This window comes from Arcticibacter tournemirensis (assembly GCF_006716645.1).
In the GTDB taxonomy this organism is placed as follows: Bacteria; Bacteroidota; Bacteroidia; order Sphingobacteriales; family Sphingobacteriaceae; genus Arcticibacter; species Arcticibacter tournemirensis.
Map to the genome: position 1 here is coordinate 539,431 of NZ_VFPL01000001.1, position 22,820 is coordinate 562,250.

Genomic DNA, 22,820 nt, shown 5'->3' on the forward strand with positions numbered 1-22,820 from the left:
TCCTGATGCATGTATCAACTATTTTTATTTATATTTTCCTGAAGTTTCTTTTGTAATTCTTCCAGTTTGCGTTCTAGTTCGGGAAGCCGGTTAAAGATAACCTGAGCTCGCATTTGGTTACTATATGTAGTTGCAGGAGAACCGGCCCATTTCTTTCCCTCTTCTTCGATCGCACGGTTTATACCCGACTGTGCCTGAATTTGTGTGCCGCGTGCAATGCTAACATGTCCAACTATGCCGACCTGTCCACCGATGATGGATTGCTCACCAATTTTAGTACTCCCCGAAATTCCGGTCTGCGATGCAATAACTGTATTCTTCCCAATCTCAACATTATGTGCGAGTTGAATAAGATTGTCCAGCTTAACGCCTTTACGTATGATAGTCGAGCCCATTGTTGCGCGGTCTATCGACGAATTTGAGCCTATTTCAACATCGTCTTCAATAATAACGTTTCCAATCTGGCTGATCTTATTATAACTTCCGTCTGCCTGAGGTGCAAATCCAAATCCGTCGCTACCAATAACAGTTCCTGCATGGATCACTACATCTGATCCAATTTTACAGTCATAGTATATTTTGACACCAGGGAAAAAGCTGCAGTCGTTTCCAATCTCAACATTATCGCCGATATAAACCTGGGGATAAATTTTGCAGTTATTGCCTATTACAACGCCTGCTCCAATATAGGCAAAAGCGCCAACGTAAACATCTTCACCTATTTTTGCTGAAGGGTGAATAAATGACGGCTCTTCAATGCCCGTTTTATTTAATTTAAGGGTATTGTACTTTTCCAACAGCACTGAAAAGGCACTGTAAGGGTCCTTTACTCTGATCAGGGTAGCAGTTACCGGTGCTGAGGGAATAAACTCTTCACTTATTATTACTACTGAAGCTCCCGTCTGATAGAGAAAGGGCTCGTATTTGGGATTGGCCAGAAACGAGAGGGATCCCGCCTGGGCTTCCTCAATTTTGGCCAGCTCATTTACTGTAACGTCCGGATTTCCATCCACATTTCCATTCAGTAAAATTCCGATCTGTTGGGCAGTAAATTGCATCGGGCAAATTTATATGTTATTATATTATGAACAAATTTGAAAATTATTAGTGCTTTTAAAAGATAACTCCTTGTGGCTTATCGGCTTTTAGCTCTTTCATATAACAAAGAATATGTTTTTTTACCGTCTTTGCAAGTGCTTCGAGGGTAGAATTATCTGAAGCAGTTGTAATATCTTTCACTGAGCCGTCTTTGGTTAAAATATTAATATTACCGTCATTAATGTTATACGCGGTATTAGCAACTATATCAGTAAATACAAAATACGGAACATCTGTTTTATCAATAGGGTAGAATTTCCCGGCTAAAGAAGTGATCTCATCAACTCTTTCTTTTTCAACAGGTGCCATTGTTATTTCCGTTTTATAAAGAGTGCGGCTGAGGATACTTTTACAAAGATGTGAAAGAATAAAGTCCTTTGTTCCTGCCCAAACTTTTATGGACGTATAAATGTCGTAATCATCCAGAGATGAAAAGCATTCCAGGTGAACCGGATCTTCTTCGAAATCCTTTTTTGTGACAGACTTTACCAGGAAATGCTCAAAATTCGGCGTGGCAAAAAGTTCCTCTCCGCGGGAAGCAAGGTATTTTGCCCTCCTGAGGATATTAACAAGCATATGCTCTGCCGAGACAGCGGTTTTATGCAGGTAAACCTGCCAGTACATTAACCTTCTCGCTACTAGAAATTTCTCGATAGAATAAACTGCTTTTTCTTCAATTACCAGTTGTCCGTCGGATACATTGAGCATTTTGATAATACGGTCGAAGCCGATGATGCCTTCAGATACCCCTGTGAAAAAGCTGTCCCGGCTTAGATAATCCATTCTGTCGCAATCCAGCTGGCTTGAAACCAACTGATGGAGGAAGGGCTTATAATAGCGGTTGTTGAAGATCTGCATCGCCAGTTCAAGCCTGTTTCCGAACTGCCTGTTCAGATTGTTCATCAGAAGAGATGAAATATGCTCATGAGATATGCCTTCTACAATAGTATGCTCCAATGCATGAGAGAATGGCCCGTGACCAATATCATGCAGCAGGATAGCTACATTTACAGCCTCTTCTTCTTCCTCAGTAATGATCAAACCTTTTCCTCTGAGGGTTTCTATTGCCATTCCCATCAGGTGCATTGCTCCGATAGCATGGTGAAACCTTGTATGAATAGCCCCTGGATAAACAAGGTATGCCATCCCCATTTGCTTTATATTTCGAAGCCGCTGAAAGTAGGGGTGCTCAATTAAGTCGAAAATGAGCCCTGCCGGAATTGTTATAAAACCGTAAACAGGATCGTTGATTATTTTTTTCTTGTTCAAGATAAATGTTCCCGTCGCAAAAATTGTTAAATTTCCCGAATACAAAAAACGCGTTTTTGCGTTATTATAGATTAGCAATATAAAATCATAAAAATACGACAAAAGATGCAAGGAACCTCAATACTTTGGGCTGACGATGAAATTGATTTCTTAAAACCTCATATCATGTTTCTTACTGAAAAGGGATATGTCGTTAAAACAGTCACAAACGGGAATGATGCTCTCGATGCTTTCAGGAGCGGATACTTCGATATTGTATTCCTTGATGAGAATATGCCGGGCCTCACGGGACTCGAAACTCTTGCTGAAATAAAAAATATAAATCCCGATGTTCCGATTGTTCTGATCACTAAGAATGAAGAGGAACACTTGATGGAAGATGCTATCGGGTCGAAAATTGATGATTACCTGATAAAGCCGGTTAATCCGAAGCAGATCCAGCTTACCATTAAAAAGCTCACTGAAAATAAAAGACTTGTTAGTGAGAAGACATCCATGGCCTACCAGCAGGACTTCAGAAACCTTGGTATGACACTGAACGAGAATCTTAGCTTTGCTGAATGGACGGACGTTTATAAGAAACTGATCTTTTGGGAGCTGTCGCTTGAAAAACTCGAGGATGCCGGAATGCACGAGATATTAACCATGCAAAAGGCAGAGGCGAATGTACAATTCAGTAAGTTTATTGAAAAAAAATACCTTGGATGGCTTAAGGATCCTGAATCGGGACCGGTAATGTCGCATCAGGTATTACGGAAAAAGCTTTTTCCTTCTCTCGAAGCTGCTAAACCGACATTCTTTATCCTTATTGATAACTTGCGTTATGATCAATGGAAGATTATAAACTCTGTACTTACTGAGAGCTTCAGAGTAGACGAGGAAGATACTTATTACAGCATTTTACCCACCGCCACTCAATATGCACGTAACGCTATTTTTTCGGGGTTGCTGCCGATTGATATGGAAAAGCGCTATCCATCCATGTGGCAGAATGATGAAGACGAAGGTGGTAAAAATCTTTTTGAAGAACAGTTCCTCGCTGATCATATCCAACGTGTTTTGCGACGCGACGTCAAGCACTCGTATAATAAAATACTTACGTTTGAGCAGGGTAAAGAACTTTCAGAGAATTTCAATAACCTGATGGGCAACGAGCTGAACGTTATTGTCTATAACTTTGTTGATATGCTTTCGCATGCCCGTACTGATATGGCAATGATCAGAGAGCTGGCAAATGATGAGGCTGCATATCGTTCACTAACTCTCTCGTGGTTTATACATTCGCCACTTCTTGACCTTTTAAAGAAACTGTCGCAGAAAAATATAAAACTTGTTATTACCACAGATCATGGTACTATCAGGGTTAAACATCCAAGTAAAGTGATAGGCGACCGGAATACAAACACCAATCTGAGATACAAGCAAGGCAAAAACCTTAATTTTTCTGCAAAAGAAGTTTTTCATGTCAAAAATCCGTATGAAGCGTTCTTGCCTAAGCTCCACGTTAGCTCAAGTTTCATTTTCGCAAAAGAAGACAGTTATTTTGTGTACCCCAATAACTACAATCATTTCGTGAATTACTATAATGAAACTTTTCAGCACGGAGGGATCTCACTTGAGGAAATAATTGTTCCGTATGTTTCCTATAGTCCGAGGTAAAAAAGACGTAGATGTTCAACATCTGAAATCTCTAACTTATCTTCGTACATGGAATCAAAAGTTTCAGATATAACAGAGCTGTCACGGGTAGCAGACGAATTGCTGTCATTTGCCGGTAATGAGAAGATCTTTCTCCTTTATGGCGATATGGGTGCGGGAAAAACAACTTTTATCAAGACCGTTTGTGCGCAACTAGGAGTTCAGGACATGGTCTCAAGCCCTACTTTTTCAATTGTAAATGAATATAAAGCCACCGGGGGGATGGTATTTCACTTTGATTTTTACAGACTAAAAGATGAAACGGAGGCTCTCGATCTAGGGTACGAAGATTATTTTTATTCAGGAAATTATTGTTTTATTGAATGGCCTGAAAAGATACCTCATCTTATTCCTGAGCATTTTATTAAAGTTAGTATTATTGCTGAAGATGGCGACACCAGACATATTATTGCTTCCAGACAATAGATAAAATTTTTAAAGATATTAAACTGAATTTCGTAAATTCAGCCCAATTTGACCTGATCTGATGATAAATGAACTATCTGACATTGCGAGGCAAGCTATGATTCAACCTCAGGAAGCAATGATGGAGACTAAAAGCCGGAAAAACAGTATCTTCATTGGTATTCCCAAAGAGTCCTCCTTCCAGGAAAACCGTATAGCCTTAACGCCGCTTTCTGTTGCCCTTTTAGTAAACAACGGGCACCAGGTAGTGATCGAGAGCGGCGCCGGTGCTGGTGCTAATTTTTCAGATCAGGATTACAGCGAGCAGGGCGGGAGAATTACCTATGACAAGAAAGAAATATTCAAGTCGGATATTATCGTAAAAATCGGTCCGCCCACCCAGGAGGAAATAGCGATGATGAAACCTTATCAGGTTTTGTTTTCCACTCTTCAGATGGGCTCTCTCAAGGCAGAAAGCCTTGAGGCAATGATGAAGAAAAAGATCACTGCACTCTCGTACGAGTATTTGAGAGATGAAGGTGGTTCCCTCAGCGTTATTCGCTCTATGAGTGAGATTGTAGGAGCAACGTCAATTCTGATCGCTGCTGAATATTTAAGTAATGTTTTTGACGGCAAAGGTTTGATGTTAGGAGGTATCACAGGCGTTCCTCCCACAGAAATCGTTATCCTTGGAGGCGGCACGGTAGCTGAATATGCTGCCCGCACAGCAATTTCCCTGGGTGCGGAGGTGAAGGTGTTCGATAGTTCGATATATCGTCTCAGAAGGCTTCAGAACAATATCGGGAACCGTGTATTTACATCGGTTATCCAACCAATCGTATTAAATAAAGCGATTACCACCTGCGATGTGGTAATCGGCGCCATCCGCTCGGAACATGGACGGAGTCCCTGCATCGTGTCAGAGGAAACCGTAAGCCGGATGAAACCAAATTCCGTGATTATAGACGTAAGCATCGATCAGGGAGGTTGTTTCGAAACTTCCAGGATAACCAATCATACTCATCCAGTATTCAGAAAATATGACGTTATTCATTATTGCGTACCAAATATCGCCTCACGGGTAGCCCGTACAGCGACTTATGCGCTGACGAACATATTCGCACCAATTCTGATGGATATCGGCGAAATGGGAGGTATAATGAATGTCATCTGGGAGAAGCCCGGAGTCAGAAATGCGACCTATCTTTATCAGGGACACCTTACTAATAAAGATCTGGCCGAAAGATTTAATATTCCTCCGAAAGATCTTGAGCTGCTTATAATATCACACCGTTAACAACCTTTATTACATAATGAAATCCTTTATTGCGTACCTAAGCCTCTTATTAATCGTAATAACTGGCACCGTAAATGCACAAAATCATCTGGCCGAAGGCTGGAAGTCCTTCTTAGTGAATGACCGTCAGCTTGCCAAGACAGAGTTTACAGAAGCTCTCAAAAGTTCCGAACAACGGAAAGAGGCTTTGCTTGGTTTAACGCTGCTCTGTATGAATGATACCTATCTCGGGCAGCCATTTACTTATTTTAAGCAGTTCTGCAGCGAAGAGAAAGAGCCGGCGCCCTATATTCATGCGTTGTGGTTTTCCGGCATTCTTAATAGCAACGATCCGGCTGTCCAACTGGAAAGTATAAAGTTCGTGCAGGAACTGGCGGGCAGCAATGATGTAACGCTGGGAACACTCAGGGCAATGGCTAATTCGAGACTGGGTAAATTTTATACAGATAAAAAGAAGTTTATTGAAGCGGAAAAGGCGTTTGCTAAAATCGGTGCATTAGACGAATGGGCCATAGCAGGCGAATTCGAGAATATCTCTGCGAGTGGTTTTGATAAGTCGTACGAAACGTTAAAGCTGCCTGCAGCAGATGCTCTTTTTGTGAATAAATATGGAGCTAAAGTGAAGTGGTTCACTCCTCCTTTCAAACGGAAAGACAAGTGGTTCGACTTCACCTATTACTTTAATTATGAAAATTCGGTAGTCTTTGCCCAGTGCTTTGTAAATAGCCCCCGCCGTCAGGAAGTTCAGCTCAGAGCGGGAGTTTCTGGTTCAATGAAAATCTGGCTGAATGATCAGCTTGTTGTTTCAGAGTCGGAGGAAAGAAATAACGACCTTGACAATTACAATCAGAAAGTAGAGCTAAATGAAGGGTATAACCGGGTATTGGTACAGGTGGGGGAGAGCTATGCCGGGAGATCTAATTTCCTTATTCGATTTACAGATGATAATGGAAATGCCGTTACCGGGCTGAATTCAGTAGCGTCTGTTCAGGCTTATAAACCAGCTGCCCCTTACAAGGGAGAAAAGATTGGTGCATGTTACGAAAATTTCTTCGAAGACAAAGTTAAATCTCTTCCTGGCAACGCACTAAATCAGATCCTGCTTGCAAATATTTATCTTCAAAACGACCGGCTCTTTGAAGCACGGCATGTTATCGATCAGTTAAAGAGCACTTATCCTAAAAGCACATATGTCAATTCATTACTGCTCCAATTATTCACCAAAACCAACAACCGGACAGGATTAGAGAGCACGCAGGAAGCTATAAAAATGGATGATCCAGGACATCCCTGGGCGATTAATTTCTTCTATAACAGTGCGATTGAAAAAGAGGACATCAAGGGGGCTTCTGAATACGCTGACAAATACGAAGCGCTCTTTGGTAAGGAGGATGAAGAGGTGTTGTTAAAAAGGATTAATCTGGCCGGGAAGAATAAAAACCAGGTAGAGATGATCAGGCTTGCCGAGCTTGCCTACACTAAACACCCTCAAAACCGTTCGTTTGTTGAATTTAAATATCTCATTGAAAATAACCTTAGGAAGAACTCCAAAGCAGCAATAGCTGTGTTAAAGGAGTATCTTCAGGATAACGATGATTATGTGATGGCTAAAGCCCTTGCGCAGATTTATTTTGACTCTGGAAGTGTAGATGCCGGTATAAAAATATATTTAACGGAAATAGAAAATGATCCGGTAGGTGTTGGCATATATACCAGCCTCGCAAAAATCTATGGACAGTTACAGAATTACCCAAAAGCAGAGGAGCTTTTGCGAAAGGCGATTTCAATAGCTCCATACCAGGCATCTTATCATTCTGACCTTGCGCAGCTGTTAAACAACCAGGGACGAAAAGCAGAGGCTATAGCTGAATATAAGACAACGCTTGAGTTAAATCCGAATAGCTACATCGCGATAAGAGAGCTAAGAAAGCTGGAAAATAAGAAGGATGTGTTTGATTATTTTGAACCATATGATGTTCAGCAAGCAGTTCGTAATGCTCCTGCAGCCTCTGCTTATCCGGATGATAACGTGCTGATCCTGAATGAAAGCACACAGGCTGTTATTTATCCGGGTGGTGGTTCGGAAGAGAGGCATTTAATGCTGGCAAAAATACTAAACACTTCCGGGCTCGAAGGGTGGAAGGAATATGCAGCGAGTGTAAAGAACTGGCAGAACTATATTATTGAAGATGCCGAAGTGATTAAATCAAATGGGAGTAAGGTGCCCGCGGAGGTGAATGAAACTCAGATTGTATTCACTAATCTGGAAGTTGGGGATTGTGTTTTTGTGAGGTATAAACTATATAATTATTCGCAGGGACAGTTGGCAAACAAATTTTGGGATAGCTTTTACTTCAGCCATGGATATCCCTATATAAAGTCGGAGTATAGTGTTCTGGCTGCCCGGAACCAGAAATTATACTACAAATTTTCTCAGAAAGATATTGCTCCTGTAAAAACAGAATCAGATGAGTTTCTTTTGTACCATTGGGTTAACCAGAATCAACCTTCTCTTCAATATGAAGATAAGATGCCGCCTTTAGATGATGTTGCCAATGTTTTGAATGTGACGACTATTCCCGACTGGTCTTTCATCTCTAACTGGTATAATGATCTCGCTTCAGCTAAAGCGAAGCCAGCTTACGAAGTGAAAGAGGCGGTAAGTGTGGTTTTAGGAGGTGAAAGAAAACTCACTGACACGGAAAAAGCAGAAAGGATCTATAACTACATCACCAGCAATATAACCTATAGTTCTGTTCCTTTCAGGCAAAGCGGATTAATTCCGCAGAACCCTTCGGCTGTGCTAAATACGCGGATAGGTGACTGCAAAGATGTCTCCACGCTGTTTTTGTCAATGGCAAAAGAGGCCGGGATAAATGCGCAGCTCGTTTTGGTCAATACGAAGAACGCAGGGGTTGAAGCCATGGTGTTACCTTCAATTAACTTCAATCACTGTATCGTCAAAATCAATACCGATGGAAGAGAGAGGTATCTGGAGCTCACTTCTAATTATCTTCCTTTTAGCAGTTTTAGCGAAGGTGAGATTAACTCGGCAATCCTGGACATTGATGGAACAGCAGAGGCAAAATCTATTAAATATCTGGATCCTAAGACCCGGAAAATAAACTCCATACTTAGAAATACGTCCGTTTCGATAGAACAGGAGAATCTGGTTGTAAATGAAAAAAATGTCCGCGTTGCAGCTCCTGCAGCATATTTAAGAGAGGCTTACCTGAATTTAAGTGTAAAAGACAGGGAGAAAAAAATGCAGGAAGCACTAGGAAAATCATTCCAATCTGCAGAATTGATGAAATTGTCTTTTAGGAATCTTGAGAATGCAGGAAACCGCGACACCCTGTTCACTGATATCGCTTACCGTATAAAAGACGACGTCAAGACTGTAGGAGGTTTAAATATACTTTCTCTTCCGTGGTCGGATAAAGCAGCTCCGGCGGACTTTTCCTTGTCATTCCCGAGGCATTTTTCTTTAGACATTTCGCAACTGTACGACTTTGATTCTGAGAGCGAAACTCTTGTTCTTCAAATACCTGCAGGTAAGAAAATTATTGAAAATATCCCAGCGATAAACCTTTCAAACGAGTATATGGATTATAGCTTAACGGTGAAATCAAACGGAAAAAATATTACTTATTCCAGGACCCTGCGCCTTAAGAAGGCAATTGTTCCGGCAGCTCAGGTCGCCGCTTTTCAGGAGTTCTATAAGAAGATTATCTCCGCAGACAATAAACAGCTTGCTTTTCGGTAGGAAAGCCCGTTTACTTTTTACGACTTGCCGCGGTGTTCTGTAAATATTTAAAACACTTTAGCGTGTAGTTTTCTTGTAAGAAATACAATAAGAATACCTATGCGTTTAAATAAACAATATTTTAAAGATCTGTGGTTCGTAGTACTCGGCGCGGGAAAGGCTTTCGGCCAGGATAAAGCAATGAAGTATAGTGCATCTCTTGCCTATAGTACCGTTTTTGCATTATCACCGTTGCTGGTTCTTATCATTTCACTGGCCAGTATATTTTACGAAAAAGGCGAAATACAAAGCAAGCTCTTCCGCGAAATCGGTGCAATGGTAGGTCCGGATACTTCACATCAATTGCAGCTGCTGATTGAGAAGAGTGCTGTTTCTGGCGGCTCTACCATTTCTCTGATCATTAGTATCGTCGTTTTGCTTATAGGAGCAACGGCTATATTTACCGAAATCCAGGACACCCTGAACATCATTTGGAGAGTAAGACCGAAACCAAAGAAGGGATTTCAGAAATTGCTAATTAACAGAATTTTATCGTTTTCGATGATTATCAGTCTGGGTTTTTTGCTTGTTGTATCCCTTATTATTAACGGTATAGTAGCTGCCATAAGTGAAAGGTTGACAATTTATTTTCCGGATATAACCATAATTCTGGTTATGGCTTTTAATGTCGTCCTTACTTTTGTGATTATCTCCGTACTCTTTGGGATCATTTTTAAATTCCTTCCTGATGTTAGAATATCATGGAAAGATGTCAGGGTAGGGGCAATAGCAACCGCACTCTTGTTTATGCTCGGCAGGTTTCTGATAGGAATGTACCTTCAGATTGCAGGTACCGGTTCAGCATTTGGAGCCGCCGGTTCTGTGGTTGTTATCCTCACCTGGGTGTATTATACAGCAGCTATTCTTTATTTTGGCGCAGAATTTACGCAGGTATATGCAGAAAAATTCGGCACAGCTATAAAACCTTCTCCTTACGCTGTTCATGTAGTGCAGCAGGAAGAGGAGGTTGAAGTAGACGAACTTCCTCCGCAGGGCCATTGTGGTGTCGACGCAGATTCTGAGAAGCCTGAAGATTGCGATACTTAGAGAGCTTTACAGATATTTTCTAGCGTTGCCTGTCGGCATATCCAAACACCTTTTGAAGGAGTGAAGTGCTTCGTGCCGAAAAGTTCTGCCTGATATTCAATTCTTCCTGAGCAATCTGGACGAAAAGACCTTCAATTGCCTTTTGTGTTACATAAGCAGTAAGATCCGGATTGATATCAGTAACGAGAGGAATTTGGTTATATCGGGATACGACGTCGCCCCAGTATTTTGTTGCACCCACCTTGCCGAGGCTGCTCTGAATCACCGGTTTGAATTTTTCGGTAAGTTGAGCGTTTGTTACACGTTTAAAATACTGTGTAGCTGCATCATTCTGTTTTCCTAAGAGAATATTGGTTGCATCTGCAATAGTCATCTGCTTTATTGCCGAGATGAATATAGGCTTTGCTTCCGCAGCGGCATTCTCTGCCGCTCTGTTCAGGCTGGTGATCACATTGTCGCATAGCTGATTTAGTCCCAGGCTTCTTAATGTATTCTCTGCTTTTTTTGCCTCCGGTGGAAAAAGTATCTTTATGGCCATATTCCCCAGAAATCCGTCTTTGGCATTTAGTCTTTCTGCGCTGGTATTCGTGCCTACTTCGAGGGCCTGCTTCAACCCCAATGCTATTTCGGTAGAGGTGGGGGTGCCCAGCGATTGATTTAACACTTTAGCTGTTTGATTGAGGGTTTCACAGCTGCTTAACAAAAGACCGGTACATAACACCAAAATGCTTAAAGAATACTTCATATATTAATTTTCTGTAGCGGAGAGCAAATCCTTTGCCACTAATGCAGATGACTTCACAATCCGTAAAAACTCTGCCCTGTAACCTTCCGGATCTTTTCCTAAAGCTGACTGGGCTATTTCTGCTAAGTTAGCAAATGTTGCCTGTTGTGAAAATTCCGATTTTCTTAAGAGCATACCGTATCCTGCCACTGCAGAGGCAAACCGGAAGTCGTCCGACGTAGCGCTCCATGGCGTTTTGTGGTCAACAACCGGTTTCTCAATCAATCTGCTTCGGTCCTCATCAGGCTTTTTATACCGGAGTTTAATGGTAAGAAGTTCATCGCCGTTTGAGGAAAGGTTTGGTGCCTCGTTCTTCTGGTATTTTAATTTGTCAACGGAGTCAGTAAATTTACTTTTGACGCCGGCAGGGATAATTTCATACAATGCCGTTACCCTATGTCCTGCTCCAAGGTCACCGGCATCTTTCTGATCATTATTAAAGTCTTCTTTATTGAGCAGCCTGTTTTCGTAGCCTATAAGACGGTAGGCTTGAACTTTGGAGGGATTAAATTCAATCTGCAGCTTTACGTCTTTTGCAATAGTAAACAGAGTTCCGCCAAACTCTTTGACCAGTACTCGCCGGGCTTCACTTATATTGTCGATATATGCATAATTGCCATTGCCTTTATCGGCAAGAGTCTCCATTTTGCTGTCCTTGTAATTACCCATACCATAACCCAGTACAGAGAGGAAAACACCGCCTTTCCTTTTTTCTTCAATGAGACGCTGCATTTCGCCATCGCTGGATACACCGACATTAAAATCGCCGTCTGTGGCGAGTATCACCCTGTTTGTGCCTCCCTTAATAAAGTTCTTTTCAGCAATTGCATAAGCCGCTTTTATTCCTTCTCCCCCGGCAGTAGAACCACCTGCGGCAAGCTGGTCAATGGCGTTTTTTATCGTAAGCTTTTTGTCTCCTTGAGTAGATGGCAGCACCTCTCCGGCATGCCCGGCATAGGTAACAATAGCCACCTTGTCGGTTTTCCTGAGCTGATCAACCAGCATTTCTAGAGATGCTTTCACTAGCGGTAGCTTATTGTATGAGAACATTGATCCGGATACATCAATAAGAAATACGAGATTGGATGGTGGGAGTTCTTTAGTGTCAGTTTTTTTACCCTGTAGGCCAATCCTTAAAAGCCGGTGATTGCTATTCCATGGAGCTGTCGAAATTTCCGTATTTACCGAAAAAGGGTGGTCTCCCGTTGGCTGGGGATACTCATAGTCAAAATAGTTGATCATTTCTTCGATGCGTACAGCATCAACAGGCGGAAGCTTACCTTCGTTGATAAAGCGGCGGATATTGCTGTATGATGCGCCATCTACATCTATTCCAAAAGTAGAAAGTGGATTTTCTTTTGTGCCCATAAAGCGGTTTTCGTTGATTGCCGCATATGATTCGGTATTGTAATCTTCATCTCGTGCTATACCTCTGATCATCATCCCTGACGATGCTCCTCTGATCATTATCGGGGAAGAACCCGATCCGGTTATTAAGGTCTTCTTCTGTGTCCCATGCCCAACTATAACCACTTCATTTAGTTGATCATTGTTGACTTCAAGAGTAACATCCATTTTCTTCCTGCCGCTAAGTGCAACTTCTTTTTTTTTGAATCCAATACAGGCGAAAACTAATACAGACTTTTTCTCTGGTACCTTTATCGTATACTTTCCGTCAATCGCGCTTGTTGCGCTGATATTAGTGTTCTTCACTTTCACTGATACTCGGGGAACAGGCAGTCCGTCTGCTGCACTTCTGATCGTTCCTGAAATAGTATAAACACGGGTGCCGGTAAATGCGTAAAGCATCAGAAAGACCAGAACAGAGAGGGAGCTTAAGATCTTTTTCATAATCATCAGTTTCAATTGTGATGAAACAATCTCTTATATTCCATAATCCGGCAAAAAAAATTTATACTTGAATGTGGAAAATCGGAAATTCCGCATCCTTAATAGTATAGTAGTAATTAACTCCTTTAGTAGGTTGTAGAAGAATCGTCGCTTTGAGGTTTATCAAAAATAAATTACATTCTGCTGAAGCTGATGAAGCTGCAATACTGAGTGACTACCGTCGTACCGGAGATCTTGAGTTGTTGGGAAGGCTTTATCAGGGCTACATGCCACTCGTTTACGGATTATGCCTCAAGTATTTCAAAGACGAAGAGTTAAGCAAAGATGCAGTAATGCAGATATTCGAGCAGCTGATCGATAAACTCAGGAGGCATGAGGTAAGTAATTTTAAGAGCTGGCTGTATACTCTTGCCCGGAATTATTGTCTGATGGCCTTAAGGTCGAGTTCAAAACACATCTTCGTGCCGGTTGAGGATGGTGTTATGGAAAGGGATGGAATAGTGCATCTTAATATAGATGAGTCTAAAGAAAATGCGTTAAGCTCTATGGAGAAATGCATGGAGAAGCTCCCTGACGATCAGCGCATCAGTATTGATCTGTTTTACCTGCAGGAGAAGTGTTATAAAGAAGTGGCTGATATCACGGGCTTCGATATGAATAAAGTGAAAAGCTATATTCAAAATGGCAAGAGAAATCTGAAAATTTGTATGGAGAAGAATAGTGGAAACGAATAGAATTAAATACAGCGTAATACAGCAATACCTTGAGGGAAAGCTTGACCCAAGAGATATGCATGAGCTTGAGAAACAGGCTCTGGAAGATCCTTTTCTAGCAGAAGCGCTGGAAGGATATTCTGAGACGGAGGTTCAGGCAGCACCGCATCTCAGCCTTTTGCAAAGGCAACTCGACGAGCGGATCGCGCAACAGCAGGAAAATAAAAATACATTCTTTTTTACCTGGCAGCGTTTAAGCATCGCTGCAGCTGCCGGCCTTATGTTTATTTCTGCGGGTATATTGTTTTGGATGAAGGGCGACAACCGTGAAACGAGAGTGGCTAAGCATGTAGAGGTGAAGTTAACGCCTGTTGACAGTTTGTATAATGAGCCGGAAGCGAACGACATGGCATCTTTAGAAAAGGAACCTGTTACAGTAGGGAGCCCCTCCATTGAAAAAAGTCGCCCGCAGATAAAGAAAAAAAGTTCAGTCACTCCAGAGAGCGTAACGCTCACCGCGAAGCCGGGAGATAGCAGGTTGTCTTCTGTTCAGATTGCCGCAGACACAGACAGGCTGGGTGAAGTGGTGGTAGTTAGTCACGGATCTCAATCAAAAAAAGATATTACAGGGGCTGTGTCTTCAGCCGATTCTTCCCCCCGAATCATGATCAGGGGACTTAGTTCGTTGCCTGCCGGTGAAAATGCCCGAGTTGCTTCCATATCTTTGGCTGATAATAAAACCATTTTGGGCAAAGTGATCTCCAAAGAAGATGGTTCTCCTTTACCGGGTGTTTCGGTAAGGCTTGAGGGTACGTCAAAGAGCGTCACGACGAATGTAAGCGGCGAATTTGCTCTGGCTGACTCTGTGGGCGGGAGAATCAGTTTTGCTTATATCGGTTATACATCGCAGGTAAAGAGAGCGCAGCCGGGACAAACGCTTATGGTTGAAATGCAGCCTCAGAATAGTGCGTTGAGCGAAGTTGCGGTAGTTGGGTATGGTTCTGCCGTAAAAAAACAAGGAAAACCTGTTCCTGCTATTGGTTGGAAGAAATATAACGAATACCTCAAAAACAGTGTGCGGTCTGCAGATGGCGTGTTGAAAGGCAATGTAACCCTGCGTTTCGTGGTCAAGCCAGGCGGTGAACTGAGTGACTTTCACATAGAAAAAGGCCTGAATGAGGCATCCGACAACGAAGCTATCCGCATAATAAAAGAAGGGCCATCATGGATGCCCGGGGCAGTTGATTCTGAGGCCCGGGTGACGATAAAATTTAATTAGTAACGTCTTTTTACTTTTTCGATGAAGTATATATTCATTTCTACTCTATGTCTTTTTTTTGGCGCATGTCAGCAGAATAAGCCCCATAGTTCTAATGAAGGAAGTGCTGACCCTCATTCGTATTCAAATCCTCAGCAGGCAGTCGTAAAGCATCTTGATCTCGACCTTAAAGTTGATTTCGAATCTCACATCCTGTCAGGCCGGGCAGAATGGACGATTGAGAATGGAACGAATAGTGATACTATCATCTTTGATACCCGTGGGCTCAAAATAGAGAAAGTGGTTTTGGGAGAGGATGTCAAAGAGACATCTTTTACTCTGGGTAAGGAAGATAAGTTTCTCGGGCAACCATTGAAGGTGCATATTAAGCCTTCCTCTACAAAGGTGACTATCTGGTACAAAACCTCTGAAGAGGCCGCCGCCTTGCAATGGCTCACGCCTGCTCAAACTGCCGGTAAGAAACACCCCTTCCTGTTTACGCAATCTCAGGCTATTCTTGCTCGTACATGGATCCCCTGTCAGGATAGTCCGGGAATTCGTTTTACCTATAATGCTGTGGTGACAGTACCCCATGAGCTAATGGCAGTGATGAGCGCTGAAAATTCACAGAAGCTTAGAACTGACGGCGTATATCATTTTAAACAAGTTCACGCCATTCCTTCGTATTTAATGGCTCTTGCCGTTGGCGATCTTCAGTTTCAGAAAACCGACGAACGGACAGGCGTTTATGCCGAACCAGTAACTCTGCCCAAGGCTGCATGGGAATTCGCAGAAATGGGAAAAATGGTTAACGCTGCAGAAAAACTATATGGTCCCTATCGTTGGGGACGTTACGATGTGTTGGTACTGCCGCCAAGTTTTCCTTTTGGTGGAATGGAGAATCCGATGCTTACTTTTGCCGCACCCACTGTTATTGCCGGCGACCGTTCTCTTGTAAGTCTTATAGCTCACGAGCTTGCACACAGTTGGAGTGGTAACCTGGTTACGAATGCTACATGGAACGACTTCTGGCTGAACGAAGGGTTTACCACTTACTTTGAACGCCGGATTGTTGAGGCGGTTTACGGAAGAGAAGAAGCCGAAATGCAGGAAGTCCTGGGTTTCCAGGCTCTCAAGGAGTCCATTGGAGAATCTGGTGACGATACAAAACTTAAAGGTAACTTCGCTGGGCGGGACCCGGATGAGGGCATGACGGATATTGCTTATGAAAAAGGATATTTCTTTCTAAAAACGATTGAGCGAGCGGCAGGACGCGAAGCTTTTGACAAGTTCTTAAAAGGATATTTTGACCAGCATGCCTTTAAGTCAGTAACGACCGAAGAGTTCGTCAAATATCTTGAATCTAATCTTCTTGCTAAGAATGCTGGCCTCAGTGATAAGATTGGAGTATCTGGCTGGATTTATCAGACTGGTCTCCCTTCAAATATTGCTCCTGTGAATTCAGGAAAGTTTAACGCAATAGATTCATTGGTTGCGCGATGGAAAGCAACAAATAAGACTGCGGGCTTGAAGGACCGGATTAAAACCACGAATGAATTGCTTTATTTTATTAAAGCCCTCCCCGAGAACTTGTCTGCAAGTCAGATGGCTCTGATTGATAAAGAGCTGGCTATTACAAAATCCGGGAATGCAGAAATTCAATGTGCATGGTATACGCTTGCCGTCAGACATCAATACAAGCCGGCGTATGCACGCACTGAAGAATTTCTCGTAAATGTGGGCCGCCGAAAATTTCTGCTTCCTCTATATAAAGAGATGGCAGCAACGCCTGAGGGGAAAGCCTGGGCAATACAAATCTATAAAAAGGCGAGACCAAATTACCATTCAGTGTCATATAACACGATAGATCAAATCTTAAAATAGCCTTCGGATCTACTGTCCGGCACTTACACCCGGGACTAATTGGACACGAACTTAAGGCCTACTATCGAACATATTAGGGTGCTGATAAAGAAAAGTCTCCAGAAATCTGCGGGTTCTTTAAAGAAAATTATCCCCATAATCACGGTGCCAACAGCGCCGATGCCTGTCCATACGGCATAGGCAGTTCCTATAGGTAAGGTCTGAGTTACTTTGTAGAGCAAAAACATGCTGACCGAAAGGCTGAGGAAAAAACCTGCGATCCAGAATGCCGAAGCGGTACCTTCCGTTTCTTTTGCCTTGCCGAGGCAGGTAGTAAATCCAACTTCAAAAAGGCCTGCAATGATGAGTAGTATCCAGTTCATACAATAGTTATATAAGAAGATGAAAAAATTTAAGCGTAAAACTTAGGCATACTAAGATTATAGCGTACCGCAACGAGACGAATTCCGCAAATGAGCGAGATAGTAACTAGCCTGGCGATGTTTTTATCAAAGGTGCTAATTAACAGGAAATAGACAATCCCTCCAACAATACAGGCAGTAGCATATATCTCTTTCCTAAAGATCTGAGGAATATTGTTTAACAGGATATCTCTCAGCACACCTCCAAAGCTTCCGGTTATGGTACCGAGAATGATACAAATTTCGGGACTTAAGCCTTCGGCAACGCCTCTCTGGATCCCGATCATTGTAAACAATCCAAGACCTACCGCGTCGAAGATTATAAAAGTGGTTTTAAGATTTTTAATATATTGTTTAAAAAAGATTGTAAGGATGCCGGTAACCAGGGTTATCAAGGGAAGATTAGCGGTTCTCATCCAGCTGACGGGAGTATAGCCAATTAAAACATCGCGGATGGTACCTCCGCCAAGTGCAGTTACAAATCCTATTATTAGCACGCCGAATGCATCAAAACGCTTTTGCATAGCAGAAAATGCTCCCGAGATAGTAAACACTATAACCCCCAGAAGTTCTATTAAATAGGAGACACTCATTTCCATTGAAAAATAGTATTGAATTGGCTTTAACGGCGTTGCAAACCTCCGACTTTTTTCCGGATAAAAAAAGAGGCGGCACTTCAAAAAGAAGAGGGTGACCGTTGACCGGAAACCCTCTTTCTTTTGATAAAATGTTTTTTAACTCTTATAAGAAGAGATTGATAACCAGATAAACCAGGCCGGCAAGGATAGCGGATACGGGAATGGTTAATACCCAGGCCCATATCAGGTTAATAGTAACCCCCCAACGTACTGCTGATACTCTTTTAGTTAAACCTACTCCAATTATAGATCCTGTAATAGTGTGTGTCGTTGAAACTGGAATAGCAAAATGCTCGGTTATGCCAAGCGTTATAGCGCCTGCTGTTTCGGCACCTACACCTTCGAGTGCTGTTACTTTAGTAATCCTTGAACCCATGGTTTTCACAATGCGCCAGCCCCCGCTCATTGTCCCGAAAGCAATGGCACTGTAGCAAACGATAGGAACCCACTCTGGCATATGATCATTACTGCCTATCACATTTGATGCAACAAGAGCAACATATATGATTCCCATTACTTTTTGCGCATCATTTCCCCCGTGAGCAAAGCTTAAAGCAGCTGACGAAACCAATTGCAGTCGTTTAAACCATTTTTCTGCCGTTGAAGGCTTCGACCATCGGCTAAGATTAATAATGATTAGCGTAATGATGACGGAAATGATCATACCTATGATTGGCGCAAGTACAATAAAAGAAAGGATCTTAAATACATAACCAAGATTCAGCGCATCTACCGGTGTATAGCCGTTTAATAAAGCGTAGGTAATCCCCGCGCCGGCAAAGCCTCCGATAAGAGTATGGCTTGAGCTTGATGGTATGCCGTAGTACCACGTAAAGAGATTCCACGTAATGGCGGCTACCAGTCCGGCAAGAATCACGTGCATGGTAATAAAGTTCTCAACTACCGTTTTTGCAACAGTGTTGGCAACTTTATGATCATCAAAATAGAAATACGCTGCAAAATTGAAAAGTGCAGCCCAAAGAACAGCCTGAAAAGGCGATAATACTTTTGTAGAAACTACAGTAGCAATGGAGTTTGCCGCATCGTGAAATCCGTTGATATAATCGAACAAAACTGCCAGGATAACGACAATCACTAAAAGGGTTGTAACCATTTTTAGTTAATTTAAATTATTAGGCGTTTTTAACAAGGATTGTTTCAAGAACGTTAGCTGCGTCTTCGCACTTATCCGTAGCGGTCTCAAGTGCAGAAAGAATTTCCTTATATTTTATAATAAGTTTTGCGTCCTGCTCATATTCGAAAAGATCAGCAACGGCTCTGTCGAACACGTAATCCGCTTGATTCTCCATGCTGTTGATACGCACGCAAGAATCAGTGATTACACGGATATTCTTTAAATTCTTTAGCTCACATACCGCTTTGTGTAAGTCCTGGCATCCCTGAAGAATCAGTTCCGACAATTTCTGAACAGGAACTGTATTGTCGGTAATTTTATATAATTGCATCCTTGCTGCAGAGCCGTGAATGAAATCGGCTATATCATCGATCGCTGAAGCCAGTGCATGGATATCTTCGCGGTCAAAAGGAGTAATGAAGTTCTTTCCCATTTCAAGGAAGATTTGATGCGTGATATCATCGCCCACGTGCTCAAAATCTTCAATGTTCTTGGTCAATTCCGTCTTACGGTTTAAATCATTCGTGTGAACAAGTTCGTTTAGAGCTTCTCCTAAGTTAATCAGGTTCCCGCTTGCCTTTTCAAACAAAGGGAAAAATTTCCGGTCCTTCGGTACGAAATATTGGAAAATGCTGTTTAGTGACATATTATATTTTTCGAATCATGCAAAAGTATCAATACAATGTTAACTTAATGTTAATTGTTAATAAAGCATTGCAAATGATATTTGTGAATGGTTCTCTTCCGCTGACCTAAATGGGGAACGCTGCTTTAGCCCTGGCGAGTGTAAAGGCGAAGGTAGAACCCAGTCCCTCGGTACTTCTCACCGTTATGGTTTGCTGGTGTGCTTCCAGAATATGTTTCACTATTGCCAGTCCAAGTCCCGATCCTCCGATCTGACGTGAGCGGCTCATGTCTGTCCTGAAGAAGCGCTCGAACAGCCTGGGCAGATATTTTTCCTCTATTCCAATCCCATCGTCTGTTACCTCCACTAAAATTTGATCATGCAGCTCAAAAGTTTTTATAGATGTAGTCCCATTTTCACGCCCATATTTGATTGAATTATCAATCAGGTTTATGAGTACCTGGCAAATCTTATCGCGGTCGGCGTTGACCCAGGTGGGCACATGATATTTATCTTTAAATACTAACTGTACTTTCTGGGTTCTGGCTTTTAGTTCCATTTGATCTATAACTTCCTTTATAAGTGCTGTGAGATCGAACTTTTTATAGCTAAGCTGGATTTCACCGCTTTCCAGCTTTGAAATGGAGTCGAGGTCCTTTATAAGGAGGCTGAGGCGATCGATGTTCCTGGAAGCTTTTTCAAGGAATTGTTTGGCAAGTGCAGGGTCTTCCATAGCCTCGTCCTGTAAGGCTTCGATATAGCCCTGAACAGCAAAAAGAGGCGTTTTTAATTCATGAGATATGTTTCCAAGGAAGTCGCGTCTAAACTGCTCTTGTTGCTTTAAAGCATCTATCTCTATTTTTTTAACCCTTGCCCATTCCTTTACTTCAATTTCCACATCATTAATAGGGTCGTTACTTACGTACTCTCCTAATGCGTCTTTAAGATCTTTCCCGAGTTTGAGGTTGTGGATAAGTTTATAGATGAGTTTTATCTTACTGTATATATATCTCTCAATAAGGTAATAAAATACGATATAACAAATCACCAGAGTGATAACAAAGGTTATGGTCAGGTCATAAAAACTTCCCTGAAAGTAAAAGTTGACGATGGCTAACGTTAATGCAACTACAAACGCGTTAATAAATACTAATTCCCTGAGCTTCATATACAATAATACTACTTTTCTCCGTTCCACTCGGCATAAAACTGCTCAAGAAATTTTTCCATGAAGCGGTGTCGTTCCTCAGCCCGAATCTTTCCTGACTCAGTATTCATCTTGTCTTTTAGCAGTAGTAGTTTTTCGTAAAAGTGATTGATAGTGGGAGCTGTACTTTTTTTGTACTCCTCCTTCGTCATCGAAAGGTTAGGTGGAATTTCAGGATTATACAACTCACGGTTCTTATACCCTCCATAAGTAAATGCCCGCGCTAGCCCTATAGCTCCAATGGCATCCAAACGGTCGGCATCCTGAACAATTTCGAGCTCTTTCGAGCGGAAATTGATTTTTCCAAGACTTGATTTCCACGACATGTTTCTTATGATTTGTTCCACGTGGAAAATAACATCGTCTTCTAAATCAATTGATTTTAAAAATGTAACAGCAGTGGCGGGACCAATTTCTTCATCCCCGTTGTGAAATTTGGGATCAGCGATATCATGCAATAGGGCAGCGAGCTCTACGATCAGGAGGTCGGCCTTTTCGGTTGATGCCAGGTTTATAGCTGTTTTCCATACGCGTTCTATATGCCACCAGTCATGTCCGCTCTCTGCGCCTTTTAACGAGTCCTTTACGAAAGCGATGGTCTGTTCAATGATAATTGTTCTGTTCACGCCCCAAAAATACGTATTGCGAGGCGACTATAGATTGACTATCAGAGCAGAATTAAACTTTGAAGGAATTTGTACGTGCGGAATATGACCCACTCCTTCGAATTCCACCAGTTTAGCGCCTGGAATCTTTGCTGCTATCTGTTTACCGAGCACTTTGTATTGACCGTGTTTCGCTTGTTCTTCCTTTGAAAGTAAACCTTTGCCTACAATGGTTTTATCTTCAATACCTATGAACAATACCGTCGGAACTTTAAGATTGAGATATTCATAAACCACGGGTTGTTCATAGATCATGGTAAACGTCATGGCGGATACCTTTGCATAGCGTGGAAAGTCGACACTGTTTACTACACCCGCTGCAATTTTTACAAGATAATCATATTCAGGCCTCCATTCGGGGAAATACGACGACTGATAATACCTTTTCACGCTTTCAGCCGAGGTTTTGAGTTCATTTTTATACTGTTCTTCTGTTGTAATGTAGGGAACAAACGTTCGATAGTCTTCAAACCCTATAGGATTCTCAAGCAGCAATTTCGTTGTTGTCTCAGGATATTGCAAGGCAAAACGGGTGGCAAGCATACCTCCCATAGAGTGACCCAAAACAGCAGTTTTCGCTATGCCTAAAGTATCGAGGAGCTGTTTGCTGAATTTTGCAAGAAGGTGGAAGCTATAGTGAATGAATGGCTTCGACGATTTTCCAAAGCCTATTTGATCGGGAACTATTACCCTGTACCCTTTATTTGTTAGCGATTTAATAACGTCTTTCCAGTAATATCCGGCAAAGTTTTTACCGTGAAAGAGCATGATGGTTTTTCCGTTCGTGCTAGCTGGTTTAATGTCCATATACGCCATGCGGATATCCTGGCCCTCTGCAGTTAGATTGATAAATTTAACGGGATGGGGATACTTTACGTTCTCAAGAGTAATTGAAAGTGTGTCTGTTTGTGCAAGCAATGCGGCAGGAGCTAACAGAATCAAGAGGATCAATATCTTTCTCATAATCTTTTTAACTGATACATGCCTGGAAAGTTTCTCCGTTTTCAGGAGATCTCAAAACAAAGCTCCGGATATTGTCG

At 42.1% G+C, this 22,820-nt stretch carries 19 protein-coding genes; 8 read left to right on the forward strand and 11 right to left on the reverse strand.

Annotated elements, in window-relative coordinates:
- Positions 1-14: 14 nt before the first annotated feature.
- Both lpxD and BDE36_RS02325 read right to left on the reverse strand, forming a co-directional pair.
- Positions 15-1,058, reverse strand: coding sequence for a UDP-3-O-(3-hydroxymyristoyl)glucosamine N-acyltransferase (gene lpxD, locus BDE36_RS02320; protein WP_141813594.1), 1,044 nt, complete (start codon positions 1,056-1,058; stop codon positions 15-17).
- Between the two features lie 55 nt (positions 1,059-1,113).
- Positions 1,114-2,367, reverse strand: a complete 1,254-nt coding sequence (locus tag BDE36_RS02325) for an HD domain-containing protein (RefSeq protein ID WP_141813595.1) — start codon at positions 2,365-2,367, stop codon at positions 1,114-1,116.
- Positions 2,368-2,472: 105 nt separating this feature from the next.
- On the opposite strand from BDE36_RS02325, the gene porX reads away from it, so the two are divergent.
- The 5 genes from porX to BDE36_RS02350 all read left to right on the forward strand — a co-directional run bounded on the left by porX (position 2,473) and on the right by BDE36_RS02350 (position 10,619).
- Positions 2,473-4,026, forward strand: a complete 1,554-nt coding sequence (porX, locus tag BDE36_RS02330; protein WP_141813596.1) for a T9SS response regulator signal transducer PorX — start codon at positions 2,473-2,475, stop codon at positions 4,024-4,026.
- Between the two features lie 48 nt (positions 4,027-4,074).
- Entirely contained in the window at positions 4,075-4,491 is a 417-nt protein-coding gene (gene tsaE / locus BDE36_RS02335; RefSeq protein ID WP_141813597.1) for a tRNA (adenosine(37)-N6)-threonylcarbamoyltransferase complex ATPase subunit type 1 TsaE, read from the forward strand.
- A 61-nt stretch (positions 4,492-4,552) separates the two neighbouring features.
- The gene (locus tag BDE36_RS02340; protein WP_202616819.1) at positions 4,553-5,767 is read left to right on the forward strand and encodes an alanine dehydrogenase; all 1,215 of its coding nucleotides are present in this window, start codon (positions 4,553-4,555) and stop codon (positions 5,765-5,767) included.
- A 16-nt stretch (positions 5,768-5,783) separates the two neighbouring features.
- The gene (locus tag BDE36_RS02345) at positions 5,784-9,533 is read left to right on the forward strand and encodes a transglutaminase domain-containing protein (protein WP_141813598.1); all 3,750 of its coding nucleotides are present in this window, start codon (positions 5,784-5,786) and stop codon (positions 9,531-9,533) included.
- A 99-nt stretch (positions 9,534-9,632) separates the two neighbouring features.
- Entirely contained in the window at positions 9,633-10,619 is a 987-nt protein-coding gene (locus BDE36_RS02350) for a YihY/virulence factor BrkB family protein (protein ID WP_141813599.1), read from the forward strand.
- A gap of 19 nt (positions 10,620-10,638) precedes the next feature.
- Here the strand turns inward: BDE36_RS02350 and BDE36_RS02355 are convergent, their stop codons facing one another.
- Together BDE36_RS02355 and BDE36_RS02360 are read right to left on the reverse strand one after the other, a co-directional pair.
- Positions 10,639-11,364: a DUF4197 domain-containing protein gene (locus BDE36_RS02355; RefSeq protein ID WP_128768024.1), complete on the reverse strand. Its 726-nt coding sequence runs from the start codon at positions 11,362-11,364 to the stop codon at positions 10,639-10,641.
- Between the two features lie 3 nt (positions 11,365-11,367).
- A complete protein-coding gene (locus tag BDE36_RS02360) occupies positions 11,368-13,254 on the reverse strand; it encodes a vWA domain-containing protein (protein WP_141813600.1) in 1,887 nt (628 codons plus the stop codon).
- Positions 13,255-13,406: 152 nt separating this feature from the next.
- Between BDE36_RS02360 and BDE36_RS02365 the strand changes: the two genes are divergently transcribed.
- The 3 genes from BDE36_RS02365 to BDE36_RS02375 are packed head-to-tail and all read left to right on the forward strand — an operon-like array spanning position 13,407 to position 17,109.
- On the forward strand, positions 13,407-13,988 hold the full coding sequence (locus BDE36_RS02365; RefSeq protein ID WP_141813601.1) for an RNA polymerase sigma factor: 582 nt from the start codon (positions 13,407-13,409) through the stop codon (positions 13,986-13,988).
- Positions 13,975-15,246 carry a carboxypeptidase-like regulatory domain-containing protein gene (locus BDE36_RS02370; RefSeq protein WP_141813602.1) on the forward strand — a complete coding sequence of 424 codons (1,272 nt, stop codon included), beginning with the start codon at positions 13,975-13,977 and terminating at the stop codon, positions 15,244-15,246. The genes BDE36_RS02365 and BDE36_RS02370 overlap by 14 nt, the downstream gene beginning before the upstream one ends.
- 21 nt (positions 15,247-15,267) lie before the next feature.
- Positions 15,268-17,109 carry a M1 family metallopeptidase gene (locus BDE36_RS02375; protein ID WP_141813603.1) on the forward strand — a complete coding sequence of 614 codons (1,842 nt, stop codon included), beginning with the start codon at positions 15,268-15,270 and terminating at the stop codon, positions 17,107-17,109.
- A 35-nt stretch (positions 17,110-17,144) separates the two neighbouring features.
- On the opposite strand, the gene BDE36_RS02380 is transcribed toward BDE36_RS02375, so the two are convergent.
- The 7 genes from BDE36_RS02380 to BDE36_RS02410 form a co-directional block, all read right to left on the reverse strand.
- The gene (locus tag BDE36_RS02380) at positions 17,145-17,471 is read right to left on the reverse strand and encodes a DMT family transporter (RefSeq protein WP_141813604.1); all 327 of its coding nucleotides are present in this window, start codon (positions 17,469-17,471) and stop codon (positions 17,145-17,147) included.
- A 29-nt stretch (positions 17,472-17,500) separates the two neighbouring features.
- Positions 17,501-18,109: a trimeric intracellular cation channel family protein gene (locus BDE36_RS02385; protein ID WP_141813605.1), complete on the reverse strand. Its 609-nt coding sequence runs from the start codon at positions 18,107-18,109 to the stop codon at positions 17,501-17,503.
- Positions 18,110-18,251: 142 nt separating this feature from the next.
- Positions 18,252-19,262, reverse strand: coding sequence for an inorganic phosphate transporter (locus BDE36_RS02390; RefSeq protein WP_128768017.1), 1,011 nt, complete (start codon positions 19,260-19,262; stop codon positions 18,252-18,254).
- 19 nt (positions 19,263-19,281) lie between these two features.
- Entirely contained in the window at positions 19,282-19,929 is a 648-nt protein-coding gene (locus BDE36_RS02395; RefSeq protein WP_141813606.1) for a DUF47 domain-containing protein, read from the reverse strand.
- A gap of 106 nt (positions 19,930-20,035) precedes the next feature.
- Complete coding sequence (locus BDE36_RS02400) at positions 20,036-21,076, reverse strand: sensor histidine kinase (RefSeq protein WP_141813607.1); 1,041 nt, start codon at positions 21,074-21,076, stop codon at positions 20,036-20,038.
- An 11-nt stretch (positions 21,077-21,087) separates the two neighbouring features.
- Positions 21,088-21,741 (reverse strand): HD domain-containing protein, encoded by a 654-nt coding sequence (locus BDE36_RS02405; RefSeq protein WP_128768014.1) that lies wholly within the window; start codon positions 21,739-21,741, stop codon positions 21,088-21,090.
- Between the two features lie 27 nt (positions 21,742-21,768).
- Positions 21,769-22,743, reverse strand: a complete 975-nt coding sequence (locus BDE36_RS02410; RefSeq protein ID WP_128768013.1) for an alpha/beta fold hydrolase — start codon at positions 22,741-22,743, stop codon at positions 21,769-21,771.
- Between the last annotated feature and the right edge of the window lie 77 nt (positions 22,744-22,820).

Coding starts and splice junctions, on each gene's coding strand:
- lpxD (WP_141813594.1), bottom strand. CDS start 1,058: ATGCAATTTACTGCCCAACAGATCGGAATTTTACTGAATGGAAATGTG.
- porX (WP_141813596.1), top strand. CDS start 2,473: ATGCAAGGAACCTCAATACTTTGGGCTGACGATGAAATTGATTTCTTA.
- tsaE (WP_141813597.1), top strand. CDS start 4,075: ATGGAATCAAAAGTTTCAGATATAACAGAGCTGTCACGGGTAGCAGAC.
- BDE36_RS02340 (WP_202616819.1), top strand. CDS start 4,553: ATGATAAATGAACTATCTGACATTGCGAGGCAAGCTATGATTCAACCT.
- BDE36_RS02345 (WP_141813598.1), top strand. CDS start 5,784: ATGAAATCCTTTATTGCGTACCTAAGCCTCTTATTAATCGTAATAACT.
- BDE36_RS02350 (WP_141813599.1), top strand. CDS start 9,633: ATGCGTTTAAATAAACAATATTTTAAAGATCTGTGGTTCGTAGTACTC.
- BDE36_RS02355 (WP_128768024.1), bottom strand. CDS start 11,364: ATGAAGTATTCTTTAAGCATTTTGGTGTTATGTACCGGTCTTTTGTTA.
- BDE36_RS02360 (WP_141813600.1), bottom strand. CDS start 13,254: ATGAAAAAGATCTTAAGCTCCCTCTCTGTTCTGGTCTTTCTGATGCTT.
- BDE36_RS02375 (WP_141813603.1), top strand. CDS start 15,268: ATGAAGTATATATTCATTTCTACTCTATGTCTTTTTTTTGGCGCATGT.
- BDE36_RS02380 (WP_141813604.1), bottom strand. CDS start 17,471: ATGAACTGGATACTACTCATCATTGCAGGCCTTTTTGAAGTTGGATTT.
- BDE36_RS02385 (WP_141813605.1), bottom strand. CDS start 18,109: ATGGAAATGAGTGTCTCCTATTTAATAGAACTTCTGGGGGTTATAGTG.
- BDE36_RS02390 (WP_128768017.1), bottom strand. CDS start 19,262: ATGGTTACAACCCTTTTAGTGATTGTCGTTATCCTGGCAGTTTTGTTC.
- BDE36_RS02395 (WP_141813606.1), bottom strand. CDS start 19,929: ATGTCACTAAACAGCATTTTCCAATATTTCGTACCGAAGGACCGGAAA.
- BDE36_RS02400 (WP_141813607.1), bottom strand. CDS start 21,076: ATGAAGCTCAGGGAATTAGTATTTATTAACGCGTTTGTAGTTGCATTA.
- BDE36_RS02410 (WP_128768013.1), bottom strand. CDS start 22,743: ATGAGAAAGATATTGATCCTCTTGATTCTGTTAGCTCCTGCCGCATTG.